The 1,201-nt window shown below is 71.9% G+C and carries 1 protein-coding gene; it reads right to left on the bottom strand.

Going from position 1 to position 1,201, the window contains the following annotated elements; all coding sequences use genetic code 11:
- On the bottom strand, nucleotides 1-1,200 hold a 1,200-nt coding region (locus tag HUW36_RS33215; RefSeq protein WP_246248450.1), incomplete at its 3' end, for a hypothetical protein.
- Nucleotide 1,201: the final 1 nt, after the last annotated feature.

Here is a 1,201-nt window from a genome sequence, read left to right as displayed (position 1 = left end):
GCCCTGGCCCCCGCCGTAGACGCCGCCGCGCGGCGGCGCGTCGGGCCGGCCGGCGGACGGGAAGCCGTTGTTCACCGGGAACTCACCGCTGCGCTCGGGCTCGTCGGCCGGCTCGGCGGGCGCCGGCTTGCGCCGGGCCCGGAGGATGCCGAAGACGCCGGCACCGACCAGCAGCGCGCCGAGCACGCCGACCGCGGCGATCAGGTACGTGATCTCGTCGAGCGAGAGCCCTTCGAGCCAGGACTTCTGGGCGGCCGCCCGGGTCTCGACCTTGCCGCCGTTGGGCAGCGCCTCCACGCCCGTGGTGGCCGGCGTGTAGCCGAGGACGTCGATCGGGTCGGTCGGGTCCAGCGACCCGCCGTCGGAGACGGTGACGAACGACTTCCCGTCGGGGGTGTAGGAGATGGCCTCGCCGAACGGGTCGGCCAGCGGGGTCACCCGGGGCTTGCCGGAGGTGATCGCCTTGACGATGTCGCCGCCGGCCACGTCGAACTCGAATGCGTCGGCGTACGTGCGGATGACCACCCGGGTGCCGTCGGGCGACCGGGCCGCGCCGGTGACCAGCGCCCGGCCCGGCGAGCCGAGCTTGTTCTCGGTGTTGGTCTTCGGCAGCGTGACCTCGCCGACCTTCTTCATCGGGATCGGCTCGGTGTCGCCGCCCGACTTCAGCTTCGCGGTGGGCGTGAAGATCTCCGACTTGCCGGAAAGCTCCTTGGTGATCACCAGCGGCAGATTGTCGTCGCCGACGAGCAGCGCCTCGGCGTCGTGTGGCTCCTTGCCCGGGTAGCTGAGCCGGTGCAGCACCGGTTGCTTGGACCCGCTGATCGACATCGTCCAGACCGCGACGCGCTCCCGTCGGGTCTTCTTCTCGACGTTGTCGCCGGTGTCGGCGATCCAGAGCGTCTTGCGGTCCGGCCCGAGCGCCAGGTCCTCGGTGTCGAACGGACCGTCACCGGAGTAGCGGACCGGATCCTTGTCGATCTTGCACTTGGTGTCGAGGTAGAAGACGCGCTTGCGGCTGTCGTCCTCGGTGCCGTCGTTGACGACGACGTAGCCGTTGGCGGTGGCCACCAGGCCGGACAGCTCCCGGAGTCGCTCGTCGGTGACCGTGCACTTCTTCTTGGGAACCGCGGCCGACACCGGCGCCGCGGCGGGGGCCGCCGGGGCCGGCCCGGCCGGCGCCACGACCGCGCCGACCAGG

This window comes from Micromonospora maritima (assembly GCF_902825405.1).
GTDB classification, from domain to species: domain Bacteria; phylum Actinomycetota; class Actinomycetes; order Mycobacteriales; family Micromonosporaceae; genus Micromonospora; species Micromonospora maritima.
This window is presented reverse-complemented; position numbering and strand designations above follow the sequence as displayed.